The organism is Rhodobacteraceae bacterium M382 (genome assembly GCA_025141015.1).
In the GTDB taxonomy this organism is placed as follows: Bacteria; Pseudomonadota; Alphaproteobacteria; order Rhodobacterales; family Rhodobacteraceae; genus Aliisedimentitalea; species Aliisedimentitalea scapharcae.
Genome location: CP081098.1, coordinates 126,535 through 151,386, shown reverse-complemented (window position 1 = coordinate 151,386; position 24,852 = coordinate 126,535). Strand labels below are relative to the sequence as shown.

21 protein-coding genes are annotated in these 24,852 nt (G+C 56.2%); 12 read left to right on the top strand and 9 right to left on the bottom strand.

Annotated elements, in window-relative coordinates; all coding sequences use genetic code 11:
* Positions 1-17: 17 nt before the first annotated feature.
* Both K3727_00710 and K3727_00705 read left to right on the top strand, forming a co-directional pair.
* Complete coding sequence (locus K3727_00710) at positions 18-1,130, top strand: putative 2-aminoethylphosphonate ABC transporter ATP-binding protein (GenBank protein UWQ91375.1); 1,113 nt, start codon at positions 18-20, stop codon at positions 1,128-1,130.
* Positions 1,130-3,151, top strand: coding sequence for a putative 2-aminoethylphosphonate ABC transporter permease subunit (locus K3727_00705; GenBank protein UWQ91374.1), 2,022 nt, complete (start codon positions 1,130-1,132; stop codon positions 3,149-3,151). Before K3727_00710 ends, K3727_00705 begins: the two co-directional genes overlap by 1 nt.
* 34 nt (positions 3,152-3,185) lie before the next feature.
* Here the strand turns inward: K3727_00705 and K3727_00700 are convergent, their stop codons facing one another.
* Positions 3,186-4,076: a LysR family transcriptional regulator gene (locus K3727_00700; protein ID UWQ91373.1), complete on the bottom strand. Its 891-nt coding sequence runs from the start codon at positions 4,074-4,076 to the stop codon at positions 3,186-3,188.
* Positions 4,077-4,192: 116 nt separating this feature from the next.
* On the opposite strand from K3727_00700, the gene K3727_00695 reads away from it, so the two are divergent.
* Genes K3727_00695 through K3727_00675 form a run of 5 tightly spaced genes read left to right on the top strand, consistent with a single transcriptional unit; the run spans position 4,193 to position 10,360 of the window.
* Complete coding sequence (locus K3727_00695) at positions 4,193-5,380, top strand: 2-aminoethylphosphonate--pyruvate transaminase (protein UWQ91372.1); 1,188 nt, start codon at positions 4,193-4,195, stop codon at positions 5,378-5,380.
* Between the two features lie 22 nt (positions 5,381-5,402).
* A complete protein-coding gene (phnA, locus tag K3727_00690) occupies positions 5,403-6,647 on the top strand; it encodes a phosphonoacetate hydrolase (GenBank protein ID UWQ91371.1) in 1,245 nt (414 codons plus the stop codon).
* Between the two features lie 14 nt (positions 6,648-6,661).
* Positions 6,662-8,110, top strand: a complete 1,449-nt coding sequence (phnY, locus tag K3727_00685; GenBank protein ID UWQ91370.1) for a phosphonoacetaldehyde dehydrogenase — start codon at positions 6,662-6,664, stop codon at positions 8,108-8,110.
* Positions 8,111-8,168: 58 nt separating this feature from the next.
* Positions 8,169-9,524 carry an aspartate aminotransferase family protein gene (locus tag K3727_00680; protein ID UWQ91369.1) on the top strand — a complete coding sequence of 452 codons (1,356 nt, stop codon included), beginning with the start codon at positions 8,169-8,171 and terminating at the stop codon, positions 9,522-9,524.
* Entirely contained in the window at positions 9,521-10,360 is an 840-nt protein-coding gene (locus K3727_00675) for a DMT family transporter (GenBank protein ID UWQ91368.1), read from the top strand. Before K3727_00680 ends, K3727_00675 begins: the two co-directional genes overlap by 4 nt.
* Positions 10,361-10,369: 9 nt before the next feature.
* On the opposite strand, the gene K3727_00670 is transcribed toward K3727_00675, so the two are convergent.
* From K3727_00670 to K3727_00650, 5 genes are all read right to left on the bottom strand, one after another.
* Positions 10,370-11,386, bottom strand: a complete 1,017-nt coding sequence (locus K3727_00670) for a C-terminal binding protein (protein UWQ91367.1) — start codon at positions 11,384-11,386, stop codon at positions 10,370-10,372.
* 95 nt (positions 11,387-11,481) lie between these two features.
* Positions 11,482-12,000 (bottom strand): VOC family protein, encoded by a 519-nt coding sequence (locus K3727_00665; protein ID UWQ91366.1) that lies wholly within the window; start codon positions 11,998-12,000, stop codon positions 11,482-11,484.
* A gap of 39 nt (positions 12,001-12,039) precedes the next feature.
* On the bottom strand, positions 12,040-12,951 hold the full coding sequence (locus K3727_00660; GenBank protein UWQ91365.1) for a carbon-nitrogen hydrolase family protein: 912 nt from the start codon (positions 12,949-12,951) through the stop codon (positions 12,040-12,042).
* Positions 12,951-14,183 carry a hypothetical protein gene (locus K3727_00655; protein ID UWQ91364.1) on the bottom strand — a complete coding sequence of 411 codons (1,233 nt, stop codon included), beginning with the start codon at positions 14,181-14,183 and terminating at the stop codon, positions 12,951-12,953. Before K3727_00655 ends, K3727_00660 begins: the two co-directional genes overlap by 1 nt.
* On the bottom strand, positions 14,174-15,628 hold the full coding sequence (locus tag K3727_00650) for a biotin carboxylase (protein ID UWQ91363.1): 1,455 nt from the start codon (positions 15,626-15,628) through the stop codon (positions 14,174-14,176). Before K3727_00650 ends, K3727_00655 begins: the two co-directional genes overlap by 10 nt.
* A gap of 393 nt (positions 15,629-16,021) precedes the next feature.
* Between K3727_00650 and dctP the strand changes: the two genes are divergently transcribed.
* From dctP to K3727_00635, 3 genes are read left to right on the top strand one after another with little or no spacing between them, the layout of a single operon-like run.
* Positions 16,022-17,035, top strand: a complete 1,014-nt coding sequence (dctP, locus tag K3727_00645) for a TRAP transporter substrate-binding protein DctP (GenBank protein ID UWQ91362.1) — start codon at positions 16,022-16,024, stop codon at positions 17,033-17,035.
* On the top strand, positions 17,035-17,610 hold the full coding sequence (locus tag K3727_00640) for a TRAP transporter small permease subunit (protein ID UWQ91361.1): 576 nt from the start codon (positions 17,035-17,037) through the stop codon (positions 17,608-17,610). Before dctP ends, K3727_00640 begins: the two co-directional genes overlap by 1 nt.
* A gap of 46 nt (positions 17,611-17,656) precedes the next feature.
* A complete protein-coding gene (locus K3727_00635) occupies positions 17,657-18,976 on the top strand; it encodes a TRAP transporter large permease subunit (GenBank protein UWQ91360.1) in 1,320 nt (439 codons plus the stop codon).
* 116 nt (positions 18,977-19,092) lie between these two features.
* Here the strand turns inward: K3727_00635 and K3727_00630 are convergent, their stop codons facing one another.
* Together K3727_00630 and K3727_00625 are read right to left on the bottom strand one after the other, a co-directional pair.
* Positions 19,093-20,202: a CoA transferase gene (locus tag K3727_00630; protein UWQ91359.1), complete on the bottom strand. Its 1,110-nt coding sequence runs from the start codon at positions 20,200-20,202 to the stop codon at positions 19,093-19,095.
* 29 nt (positions 20,203-20,231) lie between these two features.
* Positions 20,232-20,813, bottom strand: coding sequence for a cupin domain-containing protein (locus K3727_00625; GenBank protein UWQ91358.1), 582 nt, complete (start codon positions 20,811-20,813; stop codon positions 20,232-20,234).
* 134 nt (positions 20,814-20,947) lie between these two features.
* Here K3727_00625 and gabT point away from each other — a divergent pair, with 134 nt between their 5' ends.
* Together gabT and K3727_00615 are read left to right on the top strand one after the other, a co-directional pair.
* Positions 20,948-22,252 carry a 4-aminobutyrate--2-oxoglutarate transaminase gene (gene gabT, locus K3727_00620; GenBank protein UWQ91357.1) on the top strand — a complete coding sequence of 435 codons (1,305 nt, stop codon included), beginning with the start codon at positions 20,948-20,950 and terminating at the stop codon, positions 22,250-22,252.
* 141 nt (positions 22,253-22,393) lie between these two features.
* Entirely contained in the window at positions 22,394-23,824 is a 1,431-nt protein-coding gene (locus K3727_00615) for an aldehyde dehydrogenase family protein (protein UWQ91356.1), read from the top strand.
* Between the two features lie 31 nt (positions 23,825-23,855).
* Here K3727_00615 and K3727_00610 read toward each other — a convergent pair whose 3' ends face one another.
* Entirely contained in the window at positions 23,856-24,722 is an 867-nt protein-coding gene (locus K3727_00610) for a helix-turn-helix domain-containing protein (GenBank protein UWQ93218.1), read from the bottom strand.
* Between the last annotated feature and the right edge of the window lie 130 nt (positions 24,723-24,852).

The window sequence follows — 24,852 nt, the reverse complement described above, 5'->3', positions numbered from 1 at the left end:
CGTAAGGACCCGACCCTGTGAAACAAGCAAACGCTTCTGGCGACCTTTACCTAAGTATCGAGAACCTATGGAAAGCATTCGGTGATTTCCTGGCTCTCAAGGACATTTCCCTGGACATCAACGAAGGCGAGTTTGTCTGCTTTCTTGGCCCGTCGGGTTGTGGCAAGACCACATTGTTGCGGGCCATTGCCGGTCTGGATCTGCAGACCAAAGGCACGGTGATGCAAGATGGCAAGGACGTGTCGAACCTGCCCCCTTCGGAACGGGATTTTGGCATTGTGTTCCAGTCTTATGCCCTGTTCCCAAACCTGACTATTGAAAAGAACATTGCGTTCGGATTGGAAAATACCGGCCGCGGAAAATCGGAGATCGCGGTACGCGTCAGCGAGCTGTTGGAATTGGTAGGCCTGCCGGATCAGGGCCGCAAATACCCTGCACAGCTATCGGGTGGGCAACAACAGCGGATCGCTCTGGCCCGTGCGATTGCCACCAATCCCGGTCTTCTGCTGTTGGATGAACCTTTGTCTGCACTGGACGCCAAGGTGCGCGTGCATCTGCGGCATGAAATCAAAGAGTTGCAACGCAAATTGGGTGTAACCACAGTCATGGTGACCCACGATCAGGAAGAAGCGTTGGCAATGGCGGATCGGATCGTGGTGATGAACCATGGGGTGATCGAACAGGTCGGCTCTCCCACGGAAATATACCGCGAACCCGCCAATCTGTTCGTTGCAGATTTCATCGGTGAAATGAATCAGATTGAATCCATGGTGACCAAAGGCGGGCGCCTCAGTGTCGGGGAAAAAACCTTTGCGTGTCACGAACATGCATTCGGGGACGGGACGCCGGTTGTGGCGGCCATCCGTCCCGAAGACGTCATCCCGCACCAAGAGGGGTATGTCTCGGATGATCCGAACCGGAACTGCATCGATGTTTTGCTGCACGAAATGGAATTCCTGGGCTCGTTCTGGCGCTGTCGATTGCAGAATGAACGGTTTGGTCGATCTGAACTGATCGCGGATTTTTCGATCAATGCAATTCGACGTCTGGGATTGGAAGAAGGCAAACAGATGTCCATTGAACTGCCAATCGACCGCCTGATGGCGTTCGAGCGACCGGAGGCAAGCTGATGTCTGTACTGTCTAGCACGTCAAACAAGCTCCCCGAAGGACCGGTGGTCAAGGGCAAGCTGAGCCGCGATGACATCATGATGCGCGGGGGCATGATGGTGATCGCCCTTTATCTGGTCATCACCCTTGCCTTTCCATTGTATGCGATGCTGTCAAAATCGTTTTCGACCTATCGGATGGAACTGTCACAGTATGAATTTCAGGTCAGCGATGAAGATGGCGTGTTCGATGGTACGATCCTGACTGGCGCACAGCTGAACCGCGAAACGGGCGCTTACGAGGACCTGGAGCTTAGTACCGGATCGGACGGGCGGCTGCCGGTAACAAAATTCTTCCCGGATTTCAGCTTTCGCAGCCCAGTTATGTATATGGTGCGCAACACAGCTGCTGGCGGGCGCTTTCTGGTTGGATCCAAGCTGCACAATGACCTGGAATGGGTGACACTGGATTCCAATACTTTCCGCAGGGTTCAATTGCGCCCGGTCAAGGCGACGGGCGTCGACAACTTTGTCAATTACTTCTCGACACCTGCGCTGTTCAACTCGATCAAGAATTCGCTGTGGATCGCGGTCATCAGCACGATTGTGACCGTGACGTTGGCATTCTGGTTTGCCTATTCGTTGAACCGAAGCTGTATGCGTTACAAAGGCGTGTTTCGATTGATTGCCATGGCCCCGATTCTGGTGCCGTCATTGTTGCCCGGAATCGCATTGGTGTATCTTTTCGGCAATCAGGGCATGATCAAGGAGCTGTTGTTTGGGGCCAGTATCTATGGCCCGATCGGGATCGTGATTGGATCGGTGTTCTTTACCTTTCCCCATGCCTTCATGATCATTTCAACGGCCTTGGCGATTTCGGATGCCCGGCTGTACGAAGCGGCCACCAGCCTACGCGCGTCACCTTGGCGGACCTTCTGGACTGTGACCATTCCCGGGGCGCGCTATGGTCTGATTTCTGCGGCGTTTGTGGTGTTCAATCTGGTGATCACCGATTTTGGCCTGCCCAAAGTGATCGGAGGCCAATTCAACGTGCTCGCGGTGGATATCTACAAACAGGTCATCGGTCAGCAGAATTTTGAAATGGGGGCTGTGGTGTCTGTGGTCTTGGTGGTTCCGGCGATCCTGGCCTTTGGCATCGACCGTCTGGTCCAGTCCAAGCAGGTGGCATTGTTGTCGGCGCGTTCGGTTCCGTATCAGCCGCAGCCCAATGAACGTGTCGACCGCTTGTCTCTGGCCTATTGCACATTGGTCGCGGTGTTCATTGTCGGAATCCTGGCGGTCTGCCAATTCGCGGCGCTGATCAAATTCTGGCCTTATGACCTGAGTTTGAGCCTGAACAATTATCAGTTCGACAAGATGGATGGCGGTGGCTGGGGATCGTATTACAATTCGATCAAGCTGGGTCTTTTGACGGCCGTGGCTGGCACCGCAATTGTGTTCTTTGGGGCCTACCTGGTCGAAAAATCGAACGGGTTCAAGCTGGGCCGGGCGTTGTTTCAGATGTTTGCAATGCTGCCGATGGCTATCCCTGGAATGGTTCTTGGGCTCGCCTACATCTTTTTCTTCAACAACCCATCGAATCCGCTGAACGGGATCTATGGCACCATGGCAATCCTGGTGATCTGTTCGGTGACGCATTTTTATACGGTTTCCCACCTGACGGCAGTGACTGCGCTCAAACAGATGGATCGGGAATTTGAATCGGTGTCGGCGTCGCTGAAGCAACCCACAATGAAGCTTTTCACTCGGGTGACGGTACCGGTGTGTTTGCCCTCGGTTCTGGATATTTCGATCTATCTGTTCGTCAATGCGATGACGACGGTGTCTGCGGTTGTATTCCTGTATTCCCCCAAGACATCATTGGCGTCGATTGCGGTTCTGAACATGGATGACGCCGGGGACATCGCACCTGCGGCAGCGATGGGGATGATGATCTTTTACACCAACGCGGCGGCGCGGATCATACACCTTCTGGTGTCCAAGGGTGTTTTGACCCGAACCCAGGCCTGGCGCACCCGCTGACGCGCGTTCTGGGAGAGACAACAGGCACGCCGACCTATCCGTCGGCGTGTTTTTCCTTTTCGGCCTGCGCGGTTCGAGCAAATTCCATGAATGCTCTAATAACCCGGACATCGCGTCGTTGCCCAAGGTGAACGATGGTTTCGCTCATCTGGATATTGGTATCGCACAGTTTGATTTGGGTCAGCCGGTCGTCCTTGACGTATTCAGCCTGTGACACAAACCCGATCCCCGCACCGGATGCCACCACCTCGCGCACAGTTTCGCGTCCTTCTGCAACGATGGCAGGCAAAAGCGTGATGCCCTGGTTTCGTGCCTCGTCTTCCAGCTTTTGACGCGTTTTAGAGCCTGTTTCGCGAAAAATGAGCGGCTGCTTTGCCAATTCGGCCAGCGAAAGGGATTGCTTTGATGGCAATAGAAACCCGCGGGCGGCAAATGCAATGATTTCCGAAGTTCCCAATTTCAAAGTATCCATGTCCTTGCCCGGGGACGGGCTGCCGATGATCCCGATTTCGGCATTGTAGGTGCGCAACGCTTCGAGGACTTCTTCTGTGTTTCCGGTTCGTAGAATAACAGTGATGTTCGGATATCGTTTTCGGAACTTTCCCAGGAAAAAGGTAATGTGGTAGGCAGAATCTGCGATGATCCGCAACTCTCCTGCGACGGCTGCGCTGGTAGATGACAGGTATTCGCCCATCTGCTGTTCGATTTCGAAATACTGTTTGGTCAGACGGAAAAGCGCTTCTCCCTCGTTGGTCAGCCGAACCCTTTTGCGTTCACGAAAGAACAACAGGGTGTCGTGGTCCTGTTCCAATTTTTTGACCTGCTCCGATATCGCAGGTTGGGTCAGGTACAGCTTTTCCGCTGCTCGTGAAAACCCGCCCAACAAGGCAACATAGTGGAATGCAACCAATTGGCTGTGGCGCATGAATCGCTCCTGATTTTTGTATAGGCTGAACCTATGCAACGATTGTTAATTGCAATTTCACATATAGAAGATGTTGCTGCAATGGTGTTCTTGAAAGATCATATCGGAGATGAAAAATGACCGCTCCTGAAACCGGACTTGAACGGCCAAAACTGGGGGAACCCTATCTGCTGACGCCTGGCCCTTTGACAACATCCTATGCGGTCAAAGAAGCCATGCTGCGTGATTGGGGCAGCTGGGACGAAGACTTTCGCGCCATGACGCGCGAACTGCGAACCAGCCTGCTGTCATTGTTGGGCGATGGGTCTGCCGACTTTGACTGTGTGCCGATGCAGGGCAGCGGGTCATTCTCTGTCGAAGCGATGCTGGCATCCTTTATTCCGCGTGATGGCAAGGCTTTGGTTTTGGCCAATGGTGCCTATGGGATGCGGTCGGCCCAGACGCTGGAATATCTCGGGCGGGCGCATGTGGTGTTGGACAAGGGGGATTACCTTCCCCCCCGCGGCGACGAGGTTGCGCAGATCCTGGCCGATGATCCGGACATCACCCATGTGGTCGCGATTCACTGCGAAACCAGTTCAGGTATTCTGAATCCGGTCGAGGAGATTTCCGAGGCCACCTATGCTGCAGGGCGCAAACTTCTGATCGACTCGATGTCGGCCTTTGGCGCGATCGAGTTGAAAGTCGCGGATATTCGCTATGAGGCCATGGTGTCGTCGGCCAACAAATGCATCGAAGGTGTTCCGGGGTTTGGCTTCATCATCGCCCGCAAGAGCGAACTGGAGGCGGCCAAGGGCAACAGTCATTCGCTGAGCCTGGATGTTCATGCGCAGTGGGCGCATATGAACAAGACCGGCCAGTGGCGGTTCACGCCACCGACTCATGTGGTTGCGGCCTTTCTGGTCGCGCTACGGGCCCACAAAGACGAAGGCGGCGTGGCCGGACGTGGGGCGCGCTATACCCGTAATCGCGATGTCATGGTCGATGGTATGCGCGAATTGGGATTTGAAACCCTGCTCAAGGATCGCTGGTTGTCTCCGATCATTGTTACATTCTTTTGCCCGGACGATGCCAAATTCGTCTTTGACCGGTTCTATGAGTTGATGAAGGACAAGGGTTTCATCATCTACCCCGGCAAGCTGACGGTTGTGGACAGTTTCCGCGTTGGGTGTATCGGTCAGATGGACGAACACGTTATGCGGCAGGTCGTAGCCGCCGCCAAGGAAACGTTGGACGAGATGGGTGTGACCAGCGCCGCTCCCCCGGCCATTGCACTTCAAGAACGCGCCAAGCTGGCCGTCTGAGATCATAAGAGGAACTACTTTCATGACTATATCATCCCCTGTTGTAGCAAATGGTCGGGCCTATGATGTGCCCAAGGTTTGCGCGATTGCGATCTGCCTGGACGGCTGCGAACCCGAATACCTCGAAGTGGCGATTGCAAAAGGCCTGATGCCGAACCTTAAACGGATGCGGGCCGACGGCACCGATCGTTTGGCGCATTCGGTGATCCCGTCGTTTACCAACCCCAACAACCTGTCGATCGCAACCGGACGTCCACCAGTCGTACACGGGATTTGCGGCAATTATCTGATTGACCCGGACACTGGCGAAGAAGTCATGATGAACGATGTGCGGTTCTTGCGGGCCCCGACGCTGTTCTCCAAATTCTACGAAGCAGGTGCCCGGGTGGCGATGGTCACGGCCAAGGACAAGCTGCGCGCGTTGTTGGGCGCAGGTCTGAAGTTTGACGAAGACCGCGCCGTGGCGTTTTCATCAGAGCGTTCGGGCGAAACCACCAAGGCAGAACACGGCATCGACAATGCCAGTGAGTGGCTGGGTATGGAGGTTCCCGAAGTCTATTCCGCGGAGTTGAGCGAGTTTGTCTTTGCAGCGGGCGTCAAGCTGCTGCGAGATTTCAAACCGGACGTGATGTACCTGTCGACTACTGATTACATCCAGCACAAATTCGCCCCCGAACAGCAAGGCGCGTTGGACTTCTACGAAATGTTCGACCGCTATCTGGGTGAACTGGATGAATTGGGTGCGGCCATTGTGGTGACGGCAGACCACGGTATGAAGCCCAAGCATCTGGCCGATGGCAGCCCCGCGGTGATCTATGCGCAGGACTTGATGGATGACTGGCTGGGCGAAGGCGCGGCGCGGGTGATCCTGCCGATTACTGACCCTTATGTGGTGCACCATGGCGCGCTGGGCTCCTTTGCCACCTGCTATCTGCCCGAAGGGGCTGATCAGGCAGACATCATGGACCGTTTGCTGGCGATTGACGGGATCACTCATGTGTTGACCAACGCCCAGGCCGTGGCCCGGTTTGAACTGCCCAGCGACCGGATTGGAGACATCGTGATGGTGTCAGGCGAAAACATCTGCATCGGCACATCCGAACATCGTCACGATCTGGCGGCGCTCAAGGAACCGCTGCGCAGCCATGGCGGGCTCACCGAACAGGAAGTTCCGTTTATCTGCAATCGGGTTCTGCCCTTGCCAGAGCAACCGGTTCTGCGCAACTTTGATGCGTTCTTTTACGCCACCCAGGCGGCGGCCCTCTGATGAAAGACCAGCCCATGACACAAAACGAAATCCGCAACGAAGGTATGCGCATCGGCGGCGAGATCGTCTTTACGGACGCTGTCGTCCCGGTGAAATACCCCTATACCGACGAGGTGATCGGCACCGTACCTGCGGGTACGGCCGAACACGCGCGTAAGGCGTTTGAAATCGCGGCCAATTACAAATCCAAACTGTCGCGCTATGAGCGATCACAGATCCTGCAGCGTGCAGGTGAGCTGATCGGCGAAAAACGCGAATACCTGGCCAAATGGCTGACGCTGGAACTGGGCATTTGCCACCAGCACGCGATTTATGAAACCAAGCGCGCTCAGGATGTTTACCAGTTCGCCGCCGCCCAGGCGTTGAACGACGATGGCGAGATTTTTTCCTGCGACCTGACCCACAACGGCAAAGAGCGCAAAATCTTTACCAAGCGCGAACCGGTCAAGGCGATCTCAGCGATCACCCCGTTCAACCATCCGCTGAACATGGTCAGCCACAAGATCGCCCCGTCGATTGCCACCAACAATTGCATGGTCTGCAAGCCGACCGAGTTGACGCCGCTGACGGCGCTGGCGCTGGCCGATATCCTCTACGAAGCAGGCCTGCCGCCCGAGATGTTCCAGGTTGTCACCGGTTGGCCCCAGGACATTGGCGAAGAGATGATCGTCAATGAAAATATTGATATCATCACCTTTACCGGTGGTGTGCCGGTGGGCAAGCTGATCGCCGAAAAGGCGTCTTATACCCGACAGGCGCTGGAGCTGGGCGGAAATGACCCGCTGATCATCTGCAACGACCTGAGTGACGCCGATCTGGACAAGGCGGCGACCATTGCCGTGGCCGGGGCGACCGGAAATTCGGGTCAGCGGTGTACCGCGATCAAACGGATTTTGGTGCAGGAAAGCGTGGCCGACAAATTCGTGCCCCTGGTGCTGGAAAAGGCCAAGAAGATCAAATTTGGCGACCCGCAGGACCCGGAAACCGAACTGGGCTGTGTGATCCATGCCCAGGCAGCAGAGCTGTTCGAAAAGCGGGTCTATATGGCCGAGGAAGAAGGTGCCGAGATCTTGTACCACCCTGGCCGCCAGGGCGCATTGCTGCCACCGATTGTGGTCGACAAGGTGCCCCACGGCAGCGAATTGGTTATGGAAGAAACCTTTGGCCCGATTATTCCAATCGTGCGGGTGCCCGACGATGACGCCGCGGTCATGGAGATCTCGAACTCAACTGCATTCGGTCTGTCATCCGGTGTCTGCACCAATGATCTGAACCGGGCGATTTCCTATATCAATGGTTTGGATGTGGGCACCTGCAACATCTGGGAACAACCCGGATACCGCATCGAAACCTCTCCCTTTGGAGGTATCAAGGACAGCGGAAACGCAGTGAAAGAAGGCGTAACAGAAGCCATGAAGTTCTTCACAAACGTCAAAACTTACTCGCTTCCCTGGCCTAACTAATCATTTCCAAGTTCTCCCTGGCGGCCCATTTGGGCCGCCCTTTTTTCAGCGAGGCCCCATGTCCAGCAAGATCGTTCACACCGAAGGAGAGTCCAACACGTCCGATGCGCGGAGGACCTGGCTAAAGAAATCCATCGGGCCCCGGTCTGAGCCGCTGTTGAAACGGGATTCATCGGCATTTTTGCATCAAAGCCTGTCCAGCCCCTGTGTCAGTACCATTGCCAAGGCAGACGGCATCTGGATTGAGGACATGGATGGGCGCCGGTTCATGGATTTCCATGGGAACTCTGTGCATCACATCGGCTATGGGCATCCGAAACTGGTGGCAGCCATCAAAGCGCAATTGGATGATCTGCCATTTGCTCCGCGCCGGTTTACCAATGACCCAGCGGTCGAACTGGCAGAAAAGCTTGCACAGATTGCGCCGGGGGATTTGGGCAAGGTCTTGTTTACCACCGGCGGGTCGGACGCCAATGAGGTCGCTCTGAAAATAGCCCGTGCTGCGACGGGCCGGTTCAAGACGATTTCCTTCTGGGATTCCTTTCACGGTGCTGGCATGGGCGCGGCCAGCGTCGGCGGCGAAGCAACGTTCCGCAGCCATATTGCCGGACCATTGTTGCCGGGAACCGAGCATGTTGCGCCTTTTGCCTGCTATCGGTGCCCCTATAATCACGCCGGTCCGGATACGTGTGGATTGGCCTGCGCCAAGATGGTGGATTTTGTGCTGGAGCGCGAGGGCGACGTGGCAGCCGTTATCGCAGAGCCAATGCGCGCGGTTCCCTATGTGCCGCCTCCGGGGTTCTGGAAGGCCGTGCGCGAAGCCTGTAATCGGCGCGGTGCTTTGCTGATCATGGACGAGATCCCGACCGGGTTGGGCAAGACGGGTCGGATGTTCGCATTTGAGCATGATGAAATTATTCCGGACATCGTGACGCTGGGCAAGGCATTGGGCGGGGGCATCTTGCCGATCGCTGCCTGTGTGGCGCGGGCTGACCTGGATGTGTGCGGTGATTTCGCCATTGGGCATTACACCCACGAAAAGAATCCGGTGACATCGCGGGCGGCATTGACCACGATCCAGATCATCGAAGAAGAAGGTTTGGTCGAACGTTCGGCCGAATTGGGCCTATATGCGATGGATCAGCTTCAGAACCGGCTGGGTGATGTCGAGATCGTTGGTGACATTCGCGGTCGTGGTCTGATGTTCGGTGTCGAAATTGTTGAAGATCGGGCCGACAAGACCCCCGGGAATGCGCGGGCAGAACAGATATATTATGCCTGTCTCGACGCTGGTTTGAGTTTCAAGATCAGCCAAGGGTGTGTATTGACGTTGTCTCCGCCATTAACCATCTCGCGTGCTGATTTGGATCGGGCACTGGATATTGTGGTGACTGCAATAAAAGCTGCTGCATGACAGTTTGGGTTGGGGTGGTCGTTCTGTCGGCCGCCTTTCTCCATGCCTTGTGGAATGCCATTGTCAAAGGTGCGGGAGATCGGGTGATCACCCTGGGCATGATTGCCTTGGGGCATGTGGTTTGGAGCCTGGTTTTCATTGGCTTTGTCCCCGCACCGAATATGGCCGCTATCCCGTATATGGTGGCGTCCATTCTGATCCACTGGGTCTATTTCTTTATGTTGAACATCGGGTACCGGATGGGGGATCTGAGCCTGATCTATCCGGTCGCACGCGGTTTTGCGCCGGTTATGGTGGCGCTCGGGGCACAGGGCATCGTGGGAGAGAAACTGCCGATCCAAGCGTGGATCGGAATCCTGTGCGTGTCCCTGGGAATAATGCTTTTGGCGCGCGGTGCGTTTCAATCGACCCTGTCCAAGAATGCGGTTTTTGCAGCCTTGGGGATTGGCGGAACCGTGGTGATCTATACGTTGGTGGACGGGGTAGGTGTCCGGCTGTCGGGCAATGCGTTAAGTTATATCACATGGTTGTTTCTGTCCAAGATCCTGATCGTCTTGTTCCTGTTCCCGACCCGGATTGACCGACTGCGGGCCGAACCGGCCAAGGCGCTGTTTCTTGGATTCATGGGCGGCATTGTGTCGGGAACCGCATATGCGCTGGTTCTGTATGCCAAGACGCTGGCTCCTCTGGGGCTTGTATCAGCGCTGCGGGAAACGTCAGTGATTTTTGCTGCGTTGATCGGAGTGATGTGGTTTGGCGAGGGGCCCCGGAGCACACGATTGTTTGCCGCGATGGTCGTTGGAGCCGGCATAATCCTGATTGCTTTGGGAAAATGAAACGGTGGTTTACCGACTTGTGAACGTGACGCCCGAGGTCTGGGCGCGCAACCTTGGGTCCGTTGATGTAATCTGAACGTCGCGCCCCTCCAGAACCTCCAAACAGCGTTCCAGCGTTTCGTCTTCCAGCCGTTGCATCGCCTGTTCGGTGTAGAACGTCAGATGCGGGGATAGGATCACATTGGGGTGGTCAAACAGTGCGCTCATCGGGTGGCCACGGCGTGTCAGAGGTTCCTGGCTGAATACATCCAATCCCGCGCCTGCAATCCAACCCTGTGTGATCGCCTGAACCAGCGCGGTTTCGTCCACGATGGCACCGCGTGACACATTGATCAGAAATGCGGTTTCCTTCATCGTCCGCAGTTCGGCCGCACCGATCAGCCCGTGGGTTTCATCATTCAGGACACTATGGATGGTGACAAAATCGCATTGCTCCAGAAAATCGTGCAAATTCTCTATCTTTTTAACGCCCTGATTTCGCATCTCGTCGTCAGAGGTATGCGGGCTGTAGGCGATGACCCGGGCCCGGAACCCAGCTCCGGCCATGCGCGCCATGCTGCGTCCGATTTTGCCCAACCCGATAATTCCAACCGTCTTTCCAGCGATGTCAGTTCCTAGCCAAGTCGGCTCGGGCCAGGCCCAGCCCGATGTGGTCATGTGGGTGTTTAAACGGGTCAGCTTCTTGGCCAGCGCGATCATCAGTGCAAATGCACCTTCGGCCACCGTTTCCTCGGCGTATTCGGGGATGTTGACCACAGAGACGCCGTTGTCGATGGCGGCGGGGATGTCGATGGCGTCTATCCCGACACCGTATTTCACGATCCCTTTCAGCCGCGGCGCATTTTCGATCACCCGCCGTGTAATCGGCGTATAGCACATCAGGACCAGGTCGGCATCGGTGCAGGCCGCGATCAAATCATCTTCGGGTACCCCGTCTGGCAACAACACAAGCTCATGCCCGGCCGCTGTCAATGCTGTGTCCAATCGGGGCGTTTGCAATTCGCGGTCGGTCCGGACGATTTTCATCTCGGTTCCCTTTTTTGCAGTTCAGGGAAACTATCCGCGACCGCCCGCGATCAGGCAAAGTTGTTTTACCGATAGGTTGATAAGTTTTGCCGCATTTAGGTGCCCGCTTCGAAACCCGGACCAACCTGCTCAGGCACCTCTTCGACTTTGGGTGGGCTATACAGCGCTTCGAGTCGCTGTCTGCGTTCCTGTGAGTTTAACTGTTCGGCACGTTGCGCCAGGCTCCAACGGACACCAAAGGGATCGACCAGAACGGCCGTTAAATCCCCCCACCAGGCCGGGGTGATGGGCGAAACAACCACCGCGCCGTTGTTGATTGCCTTTTCAAACACCTCTTCGATATCGTTGAGATAATGGTGCAGGGTCACGTGGCCTGGTTCGCCATAAGGCAGGGCCGTGTCATCTAGGTTCAGAACAACCGTGGTGCCGGAAACTTTGATCGTTGCATAGATGGCGGTTTCAGAACCGGGGATGGTCAGGCATTCGATCAGGTCAGCGCCCAGAGTGTCGGCATAAAAAGCAACAGCATCCGAGATGTTTGGAACCGCAATCGAAGCGGTGATGGCGTTGAACCCTTTGGGTTTGGTCGGGATTTTGGCGTGAGATGAAGTCATGTGCTTTCCTTTCACATCAAGTTTTGGAATGGGGTTCTTTCAACCGGTCTTCTGATCGGTTGCGGGCATCGCGGCTGGCAGGGCAGCGATTGCCGTTTTCCCTGCCCTCCGGGCGGGCTTTTGCAGCGGCCCGAGAGAATTTAGATAGCCGCGGTCAAACCCGGGCTGGTAGGGCGGGAATTCGACGGTGTTGTCGCGAAAGCTTTTCAACGGCTGACCCATGTTCAGGATACCATTGCGGCGTTGATGACGAACCAGTTCGAAGTCCACTTCGATGGGGATCATTTCCTCTTGAACGTTGCCGCGATGCAGGATTTGGCCAGCCGGATCGATGACCATGGAATAGCCGTTTCCGCCTGCCAGCAAACCGTTGATGTGGAAAATATAGGACTGGAACATCGCCGCGGAACCCTGGGCAATCGCAAGGTCGGCCGGACGATCGACAAAGCTGGCCAATACGGGGTTGATAATGACCTCGGCCCCCATGGATGTCAGGGTCCGGGTCACTTCGGGGAACCACAGGTCATAACAGATTGAAACACCAAAACGGCCCACGTTCGGGACATCAAAGACGCAGAATTCGCGACCTGGGGTGACACCTTTTTCATAGGGTGTGAACGGGAACATCTTGCGATAGCGGGTGACCACCTCGCCTTCGGGGTTGAAGACCGGGGTGGTGTTATAGATCGCGCCGTCCAGCTCTTCAAAATATGACCCGGGGATCAGCCATGTGTCATAGTGGCGGGCCATCTCGGCAAATTCACGTTCATAACTTCCGCCTATCGGCTGGGAAGCATGCAGTGCCGGACCGTGCGCGGCCAGTTCAGAAAATACGACCATTTCGACCCATGGGTACAAATGAAACAGGATTTCCATCCGCTGGCGCATCTCTTCGATATTGCGATGGGTGGTAATGTGCATCTGGATGCCGGCGATGGCGAAACGGGACATTAGCTATCCTCCTGAAGAATGTCGGTGGTGTTGGGGAGCAGGTTCCACCAGTCATGGTCCTGCCCAAAATGGTTGCGCCGCCAGAACGCGGCCAGGCGGACCTGTTCCGGGCCGCTATGCGCCGGGTGGGTGGCTTTGACAAAGACGTCGTACCAATCGGGGTGCCACGCTGGTGGGGTATAGGTGGGTGTTGCGGGTGCGCGGGACCCGCTGTCGAAATAGGCGATAGGCTGTTTGTGAGAGCCGACCTGATCCATCGTACGAACAACCGTTGTTCCATCGCTCCAGCTCAGTTGGACCTCGCGCTGCAAGGGGCGGTAGGCCGCGGTGTAGACGGTGCCGAACCCCTGACGGTAGTTTGTGCTGAACACGGGTTTTTGACGGAACGTCTGGTGCAGAGTGCAGGCGTTCGTGGCTGTATCTTCTAGCAGCCGTTCCAGATGTTGCGCCCGTCCCAACGTGTTCGAGATCCGCCCATGCCGAGGCCATTCCACGCCCAGTTGGTGGTTGGTTGCCCAAGGTTGTTGGCGAACGATTGTTGGCCGGTCTGGAGCGACCATTACGGTTGACCAATCCCCCGAGGCATCAATCAGCGTGATGTTATAAGACATATGCGCGGGGACAGCCCGCAAGAGGTCGACTGCGTCCTGGGTATCACGGCACATCTGAAGCAAATAGCGCATGATCAACGGAATACCGAACCCTTTGCCCACGTTGATCCGCCCACCAAAGGTCAGCGACGCTGTCAGCCCGTGTTCGTTCATTCCGTCAGCCAGCCCCGCCATGGCCTCGACCATGCCCATGACCCGCGTGCTGCGCCAGGAAGTAGTCAGCAGTGTCGCTTCATTCAGCGCAGGATCCAGATCATAATTGCGGATCAGAAAGGGACCTTTGTCATCCACAATTACCGCCTGCGAACAGTTCACCAGATAGCGCGGTGGGCACCAGAACGTGAGAAACCTTTGCAGGGACTCGTCTGGGTTGGTTGCCTGATTGAGCTCTTCCACGAGGGGTTCGAATTCGGGCATGAACCGACGCAGGGCACGATGTGCTTCTGTGATGGGCAGGTCATTTCCACCGCGCGACGTAAACCATTCGCGCCAACCTGGCCACCCGTGTGCAACGACACGCCGCCACGCATCGTCCGGTGCCTGTTCGCATAAGCACCGGAACGTCAATTGGGCATGGGCAGCGTCCACATCCAACCCATTTGTGTTCGGTTCTAGAACCATTTCCCTGCCGTCATGTCGGTTGGCAGCGAAACATGCGTGTGGGGAGAGAGCGGAACACTTTTGAATTCGCCCTTGATCGCCTTGTTCCACTTCTTGGCACGATCCAGCAGTTCGCGATCGTCCGACTGCATCCGGCCACGAGCCAGCAGGCACCCCAGATCGGCACCGTGATAACAGTATTCGCCAACCCCATAGACGCGCAGATAAAACGCCTCGTTCTCATTGCCCAGAGCGTTGATATTGTGACCAGGGCGCAGAAATTCGATGTCGCCATTGTCGCCCATTTGCCAGATACCTGATTGCGGTGCTTTTGTGATCAGTTCGACCTTATCGTCGGTTTGTTTCAGGATCAGCTGGGTCCAGTGGTCATAGTGATTCCAGCGCGACTGGATCTCTTGGATGTCAACGTCGTACTCGACGTCCATGAACTCCAGCAGGTGGAACAGGAACAGGGGGCAACCGCCATAGGTCGAGGTGATCAGGTTTGTTGGCGGAGAGGCACCGCTGATACGCGGGTTCAGCTCGCCCAGATAGACCTCGTTGGTGTCTGTATCCAGCAAGAAGTCGATGCAGAACACGCCCTTGTATCCTTCCTGGTACAGGCGATCTCCGAACTTGCGCGCCATGTCGCGCACCTTGTCCGGGATGCCGTCAGGCAGAATGCTGGGCGAAATGTCATTTCCACACCAACCGCCCTTGTACGGAGTGATTTCTTCGAACCCGGTGATGTCCGTCATGACAGGACCAACCAGCGATCCGTGTCGTGTGGCACAGCCTTCGATGGTGCCGGGCAGATGGTTCAACCGCTTCATGATTTTCAACGACTGGCCTATGATCTTGTTGGCGTATTTGTCCCAATCGTCTGTGGATTTGATGAAAAAAGTGGTGCGGCCACTGTCTCCATAAGGCGTCTGAACAACCAGATCCCGTCCCAATCCGGCGCGTTCGGCCAGTTTGACCAGATCGCCATAGGTATTGGCTTCGCCCATGATGTTGGGCGCGCTGGGCACTCCGGCCTCGTTGCCCAGGCGGGTGGTTTCGATTTTGCTGTCCAGTCGGTTGCGCAGGTCGTTTGAAGGCAAGCCGATGGTCAGGCCGACCTCTTCACACAGCTCTTCGGTCTTGTCATCGAACTGTACGAACAGCGCCATCCCAGGACTCTGGGATTTAACGTGCGCTCGGAACTCTGGGTGATCGATCAGATAGTTGCCCACGTCCTCCATCGACCTGAAATCCTGAGGCTCGGTCTGAGTGGGGAGGAATGTACGCGGGTGACGCCCGTCAAAAATATCAAAGTAATTTACATACTCCAGCCCACCAACCCACTGGTCCAATCCCAGCAGGTTAAAGGGTGTCGGCATGATCACATAGATTGGCGTTTCATTGCGGCGCAAGAAACGAAAAATCTCGGTCAGCCCGCGAAGGGGCGGTTTCTGGGAACTCATATGGGCGCTACTCCTTCTGGGCGCGGTGACGGGAGGTTGACCCATGGGCAACTTCGATTCGGTCTTGCGCACAATCTTATAAAGTAATGATGCTCTAAATAGCGATACAATTTCGCTCATAATATTGAGTGCGTCACTTTGCCATTTTTTGAAGCCCATATTCGCCATATATTTGAAACTATGCCATAAAAATTTGAAATCATCGTGCGACACAATCGATTTTGCCGAGAATTCGTCAAATAAGCAAGAATTGAAGTCGTAAATTATTGCGCAAATATGACTGAATCCTGTAGGTGGTGCGCCATGCTGATGGATGTTTGCGCAAAAAATTGATCGCATGTCCGTCTGCTGGAATATTTTGGGATGCATCAATCCCCACCAGGAGGAACAACCATGAAACTCTCTTTTTCCCGCCGTGCCGCGCTGGGCATGATTGCAGGTGCCGCTGCGCTGACATCGGTTGCATCGGCTGCTTCTGCCGAAACCGTGCGCCTGCGGTTCCACACTTTTTATGGAACTGAAATTGATCCGATCGCCAAGAAGTTCAAAAAGGCTGTCAAGGAAGCTTCAAACGGTTCGCTGCGTATCCAGTATTTTCGTGGGGGTGAACTGGTCGCGTCGGATCAGTTTGCTGATGCCGTCTCGAAGGGTACTGTAGATATCGTACATGGTACCGGCGGGTATTGGTCTGGCCAGGTGGATGTCGGCAACATCGAGGCCGGGCTTCCGGGGGCTTGGGCCAGCGTGGATGAAGCGAAGGCGCTGTTTGACAGCCCCGAAGTTGAAGCGCTTCTGACCGAAGCGTATTCCGAAGCCGGCACCGTGTATCTGGGCAAGGGATATGGTCATAACTATGACCTGCTGACCAAAGAGCCGGTCACTTCTCTGGAAGATTTGAAAACCCGCAAGATCCGCGCCACATCCAATGTCGCCAAGGTTTTGAACGCTTTTGACATTCCAACCGTGTATCTCCCGGCCCAGGAGCTGTATATCGGCATGTCGACAGGCGTGATCGATGGTGCCATCTATGGTGGTCCGGTTGAATACGAACAGCTCAAGCTGAACGAAACGGCCCAGAACTATACCTTTATGAACATGCTGATGCCGGGCTGGACTGAAACCTTTTTGGCCAATCCCGCAGCTTGGGACAAGTTGAGCGATGAGCACAAGCAGATCCTGAACGTCGCAATTCAGCAGTTTGCAGATGACATTCACCAGTGGTTGGCAGACGGCAACGCCGGCGTCGCAGATGGCACCTTTGCATACGCGACTTTACCCGATGCGGATTCCAAGGCGCTGACACAGGCTGCACAAGGCGTGTGGGCCGAAGAGGCGGCACGGTCGGACCGCAACAAGGCATTTGTTGACGCATTGATCGCCAATGCCAAGGCCCAAGGCCGCCTGTAATGAGCGCGGTGACCAGATATCTGGTCGCCCAGGATGGCCTGTCCGATTTTGTCGGGCGGGCCATTTCATGGCTGACCCTGGCCATGATCTCTGTGCTGATGCTGGAAATCGTGGCTCGCTACTTCCTCAATTCGCCCACCATTTGGGCGCATGAGACATCGACAATGTTGTACGGAGCGTTCTGCATGTTGGCTGGGTCCTATACCCTGCGCCATCGCGGACATGTCCGGTCCGAAGTGATCTATGGCCTGATGGGGCCGCGTGGCAAGGCGTTCTGCGACACCATCATCTTTACCATCGGCTTGGTGGTGCTGGGTGTCTTCTTTAAAATGGCCGTTGAGTTTGCCGCCGACAGTTGGGCAGTACGCGAGTATTCGAACAAAAGCATCTGGCAACCGGCGATCTACCCGATCAAGACGGTCATCCCTGTCGCAGTCGGCCTGGTGATCCTGCAAAACATCGCGGAATTGCTGCGTTCGGTTTTGGTTCTGCTGGGAATTGATTTTGTCGATCCTCGCGCGGGCGAAGACGAGAGCGACATTGACCCCGAATTATTGGAAGCCGCCACCAAGTAGGGCGCATTTACGCGGGTAGCCAATGGTTGCCCGGGGAGGAGGAAACATGGCTGAACTCGATCCGCTGACCACGACGGCGATCATGTTCCTGTCAATGCTGGCCTTGATGGCGATGGGATCGCCGCTGGCCTGGGCATTGACGATTTCCGGCGTTGGCAGCGCCTTTGTGTTGTGGGGACCCGGTGGGCTCGAATTGTTGGTCAGCTCGACCTACAGCGCGATGGACAATTTCCTGCTGGTGGCGTTGCCACTATTTATCTTCATGGGGCTTGTGCTGCAACGGAGCGGCATCACGGATGACTTGTTCGAGATGATCCACAAGCTGATGGGGGGGGTGCCCGGTGGATTGGGGGTCGGTACTGTCATCATTTGTGCCCTGATCGCCGCCATGGCCGGTGTTTCCGGCGCAGCCACCGTGTCATTGGGTATCATCGCGCTGCCTGCGATGCTGAAACGCGGCTATGACAAGAAACTGGTGACCGGCACGATTATGGCCGGAGGCGCGTTGGGTTTCCTAATCCCGCCTTCGGTGTTGATGATCATCTATGCGTTTCTCAGTCGCGATTCCGTGGGCAAACTGTTTGCCGCCGGTCTGATGCCGGGGCTGATGCTGGCCGGGATATATATCCTTTATGTATTGGTGCGCTGCCGGTTCAACCCGAGCCTTGGCCCACCCGCCCCGGATGAAGAGCGGTTCAGCGGTTTGGAAAAACTGAAATCCCTGCGCCATTTGATCCCGCCAGGAGTTCTGATTGCTACGGTCTTGGGGTGTATTATTGGCGGAGTGACGTCTCCGTCTGAGGCGTCTGCCATTGGTGCATTTGGCGCGTTGGTGATTGCGGCGCTGCACGGCCGGGTCAACTGGGACATGCTGCGCTATGTCATGCTGACGACGACCAAGCTGATGGGAATGTTGATGTGGATCACCATCGCGGCCGTGTTCTTCTCGAAAATCTATGTGGGCCTGGGTGCGGGGATGATCGTCGGTGAGCTGATCGAAGATTTTGAATTGTCACCCATACTGGTGATCATCGCCATGTTGGCCACTTACTTTGTGTTGGGTATGTTTCTGGACGATTTTGCCATCGTGTTCATCACTGTGCCGTTGTTCGTCCCGATAGTGCGGGATCTGGGTTATGACACCACATGGTTTGCGGTGTTGTTCATTCTGTCTATGCAGTCCGCGTATTTGACACCACCGTTCGGCTACAACCTGTTTTACATGCGATCGGTTGCACCGGCGGATATCACCATTGGCGACATATATTGGGCGGCGATTCCGTTTGTGGTGCTGCAGATTATCGGGTTGGCGCTGGTTGTGGCCTTCCCGCAGATCGCGCTGTGGTTACCGGGTTTGCTGTTCTGATCGCGGGATTGGCGTCTGCGTTAGAGTCTGTGGGCATAGATCCAAACCTGTGACCCCCAACTAAAACAGCCGCCTCGTTCCCGAGGCGGCTGTTTTCTGAATCTGCGGAATGCGGCCTACTGGGCCTTGGGCAGGACCGGTGCGGTCTTGTCCAGCGCCAGTTCGGCGTCCGAGAATTTCCAAGGGCCGCGTACGCCTTTGATGCCTTCGGGTTCGATCACCAGTCCACGGGCTTGCACCTGAGGGTCTTCAAAAGCTTGCCCGATAGAGTTGATCGGCCCGGCAGGCACAGTGGCCGCTTCCAGTGCAGACAACAGCTCGGCCGAGGTCCAGTTGCTCAGGGAGTCCGCCAACTCAGCTGTCAACGCGTCGCGGTTGGACACCCGCAACCCGTTGCTGGCATAATCGGGGTTCTCTGCCAGATCCAGGCGCTCGATCACCCGGCAGAACCGCTGGAACTGTCCGTCATTGCCAACGGCCACAATGATATGCCCGTCCGCCGTGGGCAATACCTGATAGGGTGAGATATTGGGGTGGTCATTGCCTTTGCGCATTGGGCTGTTGCCGGTGGCCAGGTAATTCATCGCCTGATTGGCCAACAGTGCGGTGGCGCAATCCAGTAGCGACATATCAATATGCTGACCCAGCCCGGTGCGGTGACGTTGCTCCACCGCCGCCAGAATCCCGATGGTGCCATAAAGCCCGGTCACGACATCCGTTACCGCCACTCCTACTTTTTGTGGTTGGCGATCGGGTTCGCCCGTGATCGACATCAGCCCCGACATGCCTTGGATCAAAAAATCATAGCCCGCGCGTTTGGCATAAGGGCCGTCCTGTCCGAACCCTGTGATCGAACAATAGATCAACCGCGGGTTCAGCTCCCGCAGACTGTCATAGTCCAGCCCGTATTTCGCCAATCCGCCGACTTTGAAGTTTTCGATCAGGATGTCGGCGTCGGCCACCAGGTCACGCACGATTTTTTGACCTTCCGCGGATCGGAAGTCTGCTACGACCGCGGTCTTGCCCCTGTTTGCAGCGTAGTAATAGGCAGCAGTTTTGTCCCCATCGCGTTCGATAAATGGGGGCCCCCAGGCGCGGGTGTCATCGCCGCTTTCGGCCTCGACTTTGGTGACGTTCGCACCCAGATCGGCCAGCGATTGGCCAATCCAGGGACCGGCCAGGATGCGGGCCAGTTCGACCACTTTGAGACCTTCAAGAGGGGACATAAGCGTTTCCTTTGATGACGGAAGTCAAGTTAGAGATAAGGTGGGGTGCAGGCCGAGATGACTTCGGCGGGGCGATCAGAGATATTGCGGAACCGATGCGGTTCCCGGCTGTTGAACAGATAGGCGTCCCCGGCTTTCAGCACACGGACTTCGTCACCGACGGTCACTTCGACTTCGCCCGAGACGACGATGCCACCTTCGTTGGCCTCGTGTTCGATCATGGAATCGCCGGTGTCTGCACCAGCTTCATACCGTTCGTGCAGGATTTGCAGGCCATGTGCCTTGGCGTCGCCGACCTGCATGATGGTGATTTTTTGTTGGGCCGGATCATCGCGCCGATACAAGAGAGACGTCAGGTCGCGCATTTCCGCCGGAGTGAAGAAGGCTTTTTGAGCTGAAATAGATTCGGGCTCAAAAAATTCAGACATGGTGATGCCAAATCCGCCTAGAATCTTGCGCAGCGAAGCCACCGAAGGGCTGCTCCGGTTGGTTTCGATCATGGAAATCTGCCCATGAGGTACATTGGCGGCCTCGGCAAGTTGTCGCTGGGACATGCCAAACTGTGTTCTCAGCGTCTTTAACCGGTCTCCAACATCGAAATCATCTGTCATGACTGAATATCCCTGTGTCATTTTGCTTAGGATAGGCGAATCTCTGGATGTTGCGCAATTTATAAGTAGTAAAGTTCAAAATAATGCGCAATATGATGTGAAGAATCGAAGCGCACGCAGAGGAGACATATCGCATGAGCGCCAGCCTTGACCTCCAATCACGCCGCGAGGCCGCCGTGGCCAAGGGTGTCGCCACCCGTGGAATCTATGCGGTTCGCGCGGAAAACGCCGAACTATGGGATGCGGATGGTAATCGCTTCATCGACTTTGCTGCCGGGATCGCGGTGAACAACACGGGCCATCGCCACCCCAAAGTCATGGCTGCGGTGGCAAAACAGGCCGAAAACTTTACCCACACCTGTTTTCACGTCGCCCCGTATGAGAGCTATATTGCCCTGTCCGAGCGACTGAATGCATCGACCCCCGGTGACTTTGACAAGAAAACCATGCTGGTCACCACCGGTGCCGAGGCTGTCGAAAACGCAGTGAAAATGGCCCGCGCCTATACTGGGCGCTCCGGTGTCATCGCCTTTTCCGGGGCGTTCCACGGTCGAACCCTGATGGGCATGGCGCTGTGCGGCAAGGTAAACCCGTATAAGAAAGCTTTCGGTGCCATGCCGCCCGAGGTCCTGCACGTGCCTTTCCCAAATGAGTTCCACGGGGTGACAGTTGAACAATCCCTGGCGGTTCTGGACAACATGTTGCGCAGCTCGATTGATCCCGAACGTGTGGCCGCGATTATTATCGAACCGGTGCAGGGTGAAGGTGGTTTCAACATTGCCCCGCCAGATTTCCTGCGCGCGCTGCGCCAGATCTGTGATGATCATGGGATCTTGTTGATCGCGGATGAGGTCCAATCGGGAATCGCACGCACCGGCAAACTGTTTGCCTTTGAACATGCTGGTGTCGCTGCCGATCTGGTGACCATGGCAAAGGGACTGGCCGGTGGCTTTCCGCTCTCAGCCGTAACCGGTCGGGCCGAGGTCGTCGATGCCGCCCCTGTGGGCGGTATCGGCGGCACCTATGCGGGCAACCCGCTGGCGGTGGCTGCGGCACATGCAGTTCTGGATGTGATCGTCGAAGAAAACCTGTGTGAGCGGGCCACTGAGGTCGGGGACCGCATAATTGCACGCCTGACCGATATCGCGGCCCGTCAGGGCTACGAAGCAATTGGTGATGTGCGCGGCCAAGGTGCCATGGTGGCGTTCGAGCTGGTCACGGACCGGGGCAGCAACGCTCCCGACCCGGCGCTGACCCAGGCGATCGTGGCCGAAGCTGAGGCCCGCGGGCTGATCATCCTGCCCTGCGGCACCCGTGCCAATGCTGTACGTCTTTTGCCGCCGCTGACGACGCCGATGGAGCAGGTCGACGAGGCGTTGGATGTGCTCGAATCGGCAATCGACGCTGCGATCAACGCAACGGCAGTTGCAGCAGAATAGGAGAGTTGGGCCCGTCTGGGTCCAGCCTCTCTCTCCGGCTGAAGCAACATGTTCCCCCGATTGCTTCAGCCGGTTCTTTTGTCAAATCCGTCGGTCTGGCGCTGGGTTTGCGCAGTGGTCTTCCCAAACATCGAGTGAGTCATGAAACAGAACTTAATTGCAGGTGCCTGGGTGGACGGGCATGACGCGGTAGAGAACCGCAATCCAGCAGATATTTCCGAGGTGATCGGTGTCTATGCCCGCGCTTCGGTCGAACAGGTTGATCAGGCGGTCCAGGCCGCCAACGGCGCTCTGAGAGGGTGGGCTTCGGCGTCGCCTCAGGTGCGGTCTGACTTGTTGGAGGCGGTGGCGCAGAAGTTGTTTGCGCGCAAGACCGAAATCGGCACTGTCCTGGCCCGGGAAGAGGGTAAGACCCTGGCAGAAGCCATTGGTGAAACTGTCCGAGCTGCTCAGGTGTTCCGTTTCTTTGCGGGCGAAGCGGTCCGCGTGGCAGGTGATGCCATCGCATCATTGCGCACGGATGTGGATGTCGATGTGGTGCGCGAACCTGTGGGTGTCGTTGGCCTGATCACGCCATGGAATTTTCCCATCGCCATTCCCGCCTGGAAAATTGCGCCTGCGCTGGCCTATGGCAATACTGTTGTGTTCAAACCCGCCGATTTGACGCCGGCCAGTGCCCACTTGTTGACCGAGGTTCTTCATGAGGCAGGGTGTCCCGCAGGCGTGTTCAATCTGGTGATGGGACAAGGATCCGTTGTGGGCAATGCAATGTCCGCGCACAGTGGGATCAACGCGATTTCGTTTACTGGGTCCGTTCCTGTGGGGCAGAACCTGGCCATAGACGCGGCCCGCAGCATGAAAAAGATTCAGCTGGAAATGGGCGGCAAGAACCCGATGGTCGTCATGGATGACGCCGATTTGGATATTGCGGTACCTGTTGTGTTGAACGGTGCCTTCTTTTCTACCGGCCAACGATGCACGGCCTCGAGCCGGATCATCGTCGATGCGGGTATTCACGATGCTTTTGTCGACCGATTGGTGACTCAGGCGCAGGCTCTGAATGTCGGCAATCCGCTGGATCCGTCGGTGCAGATCGGGCCGGTGGTGTCGAAAAAGCAGTTGGTCGGGAACCTTGAATATGTGGACCTGGCACGGGCCGAAGGGGCCGAAGTTATTGGCGGAGAACACGTAGACCGGGACACAACCGGATATTATCAAATCCCGGCGTTGTTCCTGAATGCGACCAACGACATGCGATCCAGCCGCGAGGAGATCTTTGGTCCCTGCGCCAGCATCATCAAGGTTTCAGGCTTTGATCATGCGCTGAGCGTGGCCAATGACACAGAATTTGGCCTGTCGTCGGGGATCTGTACCTCCAGCCTGAAATACGCGCGCGAGTTCAAGCGTCAAAGCGAGGCAGGCATGGTGATGGTTAACCTGCCGACGGCCGGCGTTGACTATCATGTGCCTTTTGGTGGGTGCAAAGGATCGTCGCATGGGTCGCGCGAACAGGGGCGGTATGCTGCGGAGTTTTATACCACGGTCAAAACGGCCTACAGCTTTGCCGGGTAGATCTTGCGAATGGGTTGACCCGGCGCCTGGGTCAACCCGTCAGGGCCGGTCGTTGAAACATCCGGGTGCGCGCTTCGGTTGGTCCGGTGCCATATTGTTTGCGAAACCAATGGGCCAGATTGGCGCGTGACCCAAAGCCGGTTGCCACGGCGATTTCGGAATTGGTTAGGTCGGTCTGGCTGATCAGCTGGTGCGCTCGTTCGATGCGCAATTGGCGATAGACGGTCAATGGCGTACTACCGGTTTTCTCTTGAAAGCGGCGTTCCAGCTTGCGGGTTGAAACACCCAATGTGCTGGCCAATTCGCGGATCTGTAGCGGTTCTTCGATATGCTCCTGCATCATTTTCAGGGCCACGTCGATCAACCGGTCCCCGCGGCTGCGGTGGCGCAGCGACACGATTTCCCGGCTTTGTGGTGATTGGCGACCGTCCGAAAGGCCCAGATACGCCGACAAGGTTTTGCCGATATAGGGGCCATGATCTTCACCGATAAGATCCACTATCAATGGCAGAGCGGCAAAGCCGGAAGAAGCGCTGTTAATGCGGCCTTCCCGAACGGTGGTGGACGCATCGGCAAGCAACCCTTCTTCCTGGGCTGCGGCGGTAAAATTTGGATGGATGGCCAGATTGACGTCATGGTTCATCCCGGCATCCCGCATCAGAAATACAGCGCCCCCAATCATCATGCTGCGAGGTGACAATCTGAGGATCGAGGCCAACCGGTTGCGTTGGTCGGGGCGCGAAACCCATCGTGATTGCAGGTTGCCCAAGAAAATGACCGTCCGGCGTTGCCATTGACGGGGGTCCTCGTTCACTGGTGTCGACAAGGTGCGCAGGGTCACGCGATAGCGTGTTCCGGTCAGCAGATCGTTGGCTGCTTGGAACAGGTCCAGGAACATTTGTGCCGAAGCGTTAGCTGTCACATCAGGCACAAAGATGTCCACGCGCAAATCGGATTTGTTCGCCCTGCTTTCAACTGGTGCCAAGGCGCAGCTTTGGATGGGTTCCAGATAAGCCATATGTGTCCCT